Source organism: Flavobacteriales bacterium (assembly GCA_013001705.1).
In the GTDB taxonomy this organism is placed as follows: Bacteria; Bacteroidota; Bacteroidia; order Flavobacteriales_D; family JABDKJ01; genus JABDLZ01.
The window spans coordinates 1-5523 of sequence record JABDLZ010000057.1 but is presented as its reverse complement, the minus strand read 5'-3'; the positions used below and the strand labels follow the sequence as shown (position 1 = coordinate 5523).

The 5523-nt window shown below is 48.9% G+C and carries 5 protein-coding genes; 3 read left to right on the top strand and 2 right to left on the bottom strand.

The features are described 5' to 3' along the window. Window positions 1-178, top strand: a 178-nt coding sequence (locus HKN79_02100; GenBank protein ID NNC82343.1) for a hypothetical protein, incomplete at its 5' end; no start/stop codon positions are given. A 3-nt stretch (window positions 179-181) separates the two neighbouring features. Here the strand turns inward: HKN79_02100 and HKN79_02095 are convergent. Next, complete coding sequence (locus tag HKN79_02095; GenBank protein NNC82342.1) at window positions 182-1366, bottom strand: T9SS type A sorting domain-containing protein; 1185 nt, start codon at window positions 1364-1366, stop codon at window positions 182-184. Window positions 1367-1428: 62 nt separating this feature from the next. After that, entirely contained in the window at window positions 1429-2634 is a 1206-nt protein-coding gene (locus tag HKN79_02090) for an NAD(P)/FAD-dependent oxidoreductase (protein ID NNC82341.1), read from the bottom strand. Between the two features lie 76 nt (window positions 2635-2710). Here HKN79_02090 and pgmB point away from each other — a divergent pair, with 76 nt between their 5' ends. Both pgmB and HKN79_02080 read left to right on the top strand, forming a co-directional pair. Beyond that, on the top strand, window positions 2711-3364 hold the full coding sequence (pgmB, locus tag HKN79_02085) for a beta-phosphoglucomutase (GenBank protein ID NNC82340.1): 654 nt from the start codon (window positions 2711-2713) through the stop codon (window positions 3362-3364). Next, window positions 3361-5523: glycoside hydrolase family 65 protein (locus HKN79_02080; GenBank protein ID NNC82339.1), on the top strand; the 2163-nt coding region annotated here is incomplete at its 3' end. The genes pgmB and HKN79_02080, both read left to right, overlap by 4 nt.

Below are 5523 nucleotides of genomic sequence, written 5' to 3'. Positions count from 1 at the left end.
CTATACCAGTCCGTGGAGAGCGGCTGGAGAATTCAATAACTTACCCATCACAGGGGGTGGTCAATGGGAGAGCAGGCAACTGCGGCTGAATCTCACGTATAATTTCGGAAATCCGGAATTGAAAGCGAGCAGGAAACGTAAGACTGCTACCGAGGAGGAGAGGAGTAGGATCCAGTGAGGATCATTGGACGACCAGTCTTCTCCTGAGAAATCGATCAGCACATCTGCACTCAGCGATGTAGTTTCCCGGAGGAATATTTATGACCATGCTCTCTTGCATGGATGTCGGTTCATTGAGTACAAGTCGACCTAGCTCATCATAGATGCGTATTTCTGGCTGATGACATGGAGGATTCTTCAAGAACAGCTGCCCTTGATTCGGATTCGGATAGAAATCGAATGGTAGAGAAATACTTAAATCATCCACCCCTGTGGACATTCCGTTCACCGCAATATTTCCTAAAAAGCCTACCAGATATCCAGTGTCCCCTGCATAGCTAATGTCATACCACCCGTATTGATTGGTGAATGTTCCTGCAAATTCGATCGACCAGGTTAGTCCACCATCTTCAGTCTTACTGATAACACCAGCGCCTCCCACTGCATACCCTGTATTCTCATCGGTGAAATGAATTGCTTGAAAGAATTCAGTCGAACCACTTTCTACTGGGCTCCAAGTCTCTCCTCCATCATCGGTCCTGATCATCTGTCCATGACCTCCGACACAGAACCCTTTCAGTGCATCGATAAAGAATACGTCCAATAGGATCTCACTGACTCCATCATCATAAAGAGTCCACGATGAACCTCCATCGGTGGTCTTGAGCACACCATCGTACTCCAATGCCGCATAAGCGATCATGTCAGTGACGAAATGGATGCTGCGTACATTTTGAAATGTACCAGTAGATACCTCTGTCCAAGTCTGTCCTTGGTCAAAGGTCCTAAGGATGGTGCCACCATACCCGACACAGAAGCCGACATCTGGTGAAGTGAAAACGATATCGAGCAGATAAGAAGGGCCAGGGAATTGCTGAGATGACCATGTATCTCCACCATCCGTGGTCTTGATGATGAACGAGTCACTTCCATCTCCTGCACAGGCAAATCCTACCATCTCATCGATGAAAGCAATGGCGAAGATGTTGGCAGTGATTCCAGAATTCAAGGCGGTCCAAGTCTGAGCTCCATCGCTCGTACGATATAGTTCTCCATCTATTCCTCCGATGAATCCCAATTGAGGATCAACGAATTCTACACCTGAAAGCTGCACGGTAGTAGGACTGGGTACAGAAGACCACTGGGCTTGGAATTGACAGATGGATAATACAACAGTGAATACAGATAAAAAGACATTCTTGATCATAGCTAGTTGAATTAAAGGGTGGTAATTGGCTTGTTCCCCAAGATACTAATGGACGTGGAAAATCAAAGCGAAGACATAGATTCAGCTCCAATGACTGCCTCCGTCCATGCAGCCTGGAAGTTGAAGCCTCCCGTGATGGCATCGATATCGATGACCTCACCTGCAAAATAGAGCCCGGGGTGTAATTTGCTTTCCATCGTGCGGAAATCGATCTGCTTTCGATCGATTCCACCACAGGTCACGAACTCTTCTTTGAACGTACTCTTACCATCCACCTCGAACGTAGATGCGGTGAGGTACTCCACAAATCGATCCATCTGTTCCCGTGAGAGACTGGCCCAATTGGCATCATATAGCTTGGCCATATAGCAGAAGCGTTCCCAGAGTCTTCTTGCCATACCGAATTGAGGATACTTCTTCACGACCCGTTTGGGATTGGAACTACGTTCTTGGTCAATGGTGTCAAGTACAGATCCTTTCTCCATTCCGAGCCAGTTGACCCGTATCTGAAAACGGTAGTTCAATGCATGTAATTCCCTAGCTCCCCAAGCAGAGAGTTTGAGGATGGCAGGGCCACTCAATCCCCAATGGGTGATCAGCAAGGGCCCAGACTCCTTGAGAGAAGTCCCTATGACCTCGACCTCGGATTGAGGCATACTCAAGCCGGGTAGTCCCTCGATCATCTTGTGCTTGATATTGAACGTAAAAAGAGAAGGAACGGGATCCACGATCTCATAGCCCATATCTCCAAGCATGTTCCAAACAGAAGGCGTACTGCCGGTAGCCAACAAGACATGCTTGGCATCCAATGTCCCAGATGCGGTCTGGATCCTCCATAGCCTTTCTTGCGGAGTGAGTTGCTTGACCGCTTCCTGCTTTTGTACGGTGATACGGTGCTTTTCACACTTCTTCAGAAAACAATCGATAATCGTCTGGGAAGAATCGCTGACAGGAAAGACCCGCCCATCGCTTTCAATCTTGGTCTCTACACCCTGATCGGCCAACCAGGCCATCATATCCCCACACAGGAAGCGGTGGAAAGGACCTCGAAGCTCTTTGGCTCCTCGGGGATAGTGCTCCACCATCTCGGCCGGATCGAAACAGGCATGGGTGACATTACAGCGTCCGCCTCCTGATACCTTGACCTTTGAAAGGACCTTGTTCGATTTCTCCAAGATGATGATCCGCGATTCTGGCCGCTGCTCTGCAAACTGGATAGCTCCGAAAAAACCAGCGGCACCGCCTCCCACTACGATCAAGTCATACATGATGGTGTAAAAGTATCATAGTGTCATATCCACACACTCTCTTAATTTAGCTCGCCCAATTCGAAGAGGAGTATTTATGGATTATCCGCAAGCGGTGATATTTGATATGGATGGTGTGATCGTTGACACGGTCGATGCGCATTTCTTGGCATGGAAGGCCATGGCCGATGAGCTGGACATTCCATTCTCTGAGGCTGACAATGAGAACTTGAAAGGAGTAAGCCGTACCGATTCCATGAAGCGCATACTCGCTATGGGCGGCATGGAGAAGACCGATGAGGAGATTGCAGAACTCACCGATCGCAAGAACAAGATGTATGTCAATGCCATCTCCCAGATGACGGCTGATGATATCCTGCCTGGGGTCATGCAGTTCATCGGAGAATTGAAAGACCACGGGGTACACATAGCTGTAGGATCCTCCAGCCGGAATACCCCTACTATCCTCAAAGCGGTGGGGCTGGACCATGCATTTGATGCGATCGTGGATGGAAATCAAGTAAAACACGCCAAACCAGATCCTGAAGTATTTTTGAAAGGGGCAGAGAAGCTGGCTCTTGAACCTGATAAATGCATCGTTCTGGAAGACGCCCGTTCCGGAATAGAAGCCGCACATCGTGCAGGAATGAAATGCATTGGCGTGGGTGAGGCCCATATTCTCACAGAAGCCGATCTTGTAGTCCCAGACCTGACAGAATTGACCATTACAAATCTAATCGAGCTCCAATGAAGAACTATATCCAACACGACCCTTGGTCGATCATCGAAGAAGGATTCAGACCCGAATACAACGAGATTTCTGAAAGCCTATTCAGTCTGGGTAACGGCTCCTTTGGGCAGCGGGCCAATTTCGAAGAGAAGTACAGCGGGCCTTCCTTGCAAGGCAACTATATAGCTGGAGTCTATTATCCCGACAAGACCCGTGTAGGTTGGTGGAAGAACGGCTATCCAGAATACTTCGCTAAGGTGCTCAATGCCGCCAATTGGATCGGCATCGATATTCAAGTGGCAGGAGAAGAGTTGGATCTGCACGATTGTAAGGTGAGCGACTTCAGACGGGAGCTTAACATGAAAGAAGGTTGGCTCGAGCGCAGTTTCAAGGCCACCCTGCTTTCTGGTAAGGAGATACAGGTCAAGGCCCGTAGATTCTGTAGCATGGCCAGACCCAAGGTAGGCGTTATCTCGTATGAGATCACTCCGCTCAATTTCTCAGGCTCCATGACCATCAGTCCCTATGTGGATGTGGATGTGATGAACTCCGATGCCAATTATGATGAGAAGTTCTGGACCGAACAGGAACGGGGGGCATCAGAAGAATTCTCCTATGTGATCGCCAGTACCAAGAAGACCGAATTCTGGGTCTGTACCGGTATGCGTCATCATATTGAGGGAGCGTGGGACCCCACGCAGACCAGCACTGTCGATCGCACCAAGTATGTAGAGGTCAATGAAGTAGGTGATGTCAAAGAAGGTGAATCGTTCACCGTCTACAAGTACGCAAGCAATGTTTCCACCTTGGACGAAGAGCGCAATAGACTCTTACCGGCCTGTGCAGAACATGTGGACAAGGCCTTCGCTGCTGGATTCGATGTGCTTTTGCAAGAGCATATCGAGGCATGGGCCAAGAAGTGGGAGATGAGCGATATCCGTATCGATGGAGATGTTTCTGCCCAGCAAGGGATCCGCTTCAACATCTTCCAAATGAATCAGACCTACACCGGTGAGGATGAGCGACTGAATATCGGACCTAAAGGATTCACAGGAGAAAAGTACGGAGGAAGCACATACTGGGATACGGAGGCATATTGCCTGGCATTCTATTTGGCCACAGCCGACCCCGAGGTCTCGAAGAATCTGCTGCTGTATCGTTACAAGCACCTTCAGAAAGCCATTGAGAATGCCGAGAAACTCGGATTCACGGATGGAGCCGCTCTCTATCCCATGGTGACCATGAATGGAGAGGAATGCCATAACGAGTGGGAGATCACCTTTGAAGAGATACATCGCAATGGAGCCATCGCCTATGCCATCTACGACTATATCAATTACCATGGCGATGAGGAGTATCTCATCGACTATGGCTTGGAAGTACTGATCGCGATCTCCCGATTCTGGGCACAGCGTGTCAATTGGTCGGAGGACAAGGAGCAGTACGTCATGCTAGGTGTGACCGGTCCCAATGAGTACGAGAACAATGTCAATAATAACTGGTATACCTCCAAGATGGCGTTGTGGACTTTGAAATACACCCTGGATGGAATGCAGAAATGGGCAGGTGACCCACGTCTTGAGAACTTGAAGTCCAAGGTCCATTTCACTGAGGAGGAGACCTCTCGATGGAAAGACATTCTGGACAAGATGTACCTACCCTATGACGAGGGTCGACAGGTATTCTTGCAGCAGGATGGATTCTTAGACAAGGAGCTCCGACCGGCTTCGGCTATTCCTCCAGACGAATATCCCATCCATCAGAATTGGTCCTGGGATAGGATACTACGTTCATGCTATATCAAGCAAGCAGACACCCTCCAGGGAGTCTATCTTTTCGAAGATGAATTCGATGAGGAGAGCATGGCCCGACATTTTGATTTCTATGAACCCATGACAGTTCACGAAAGCTCTCTATCTCCGTGTGTGCACGCCATTCTGGCAAGTAAACTCGGGCGAGAAGAGAAAGCCTATGAGATGTATATCCGTACCGCCCGCTTAGACCTGGATGACTATAACAACGATACCAAGGACGGTTGCCACATTACCAGTATGGCCGGTACATGGATGGCCTTTGCCAAAGGATTTGCGGGAATGCGGGTCAAGGATGGAGAACTCTATTTCGACCCCTTTCTACCTGAGCACTGGAAAGGCTATTCGTTCAGGATAAAATTCAGAGGT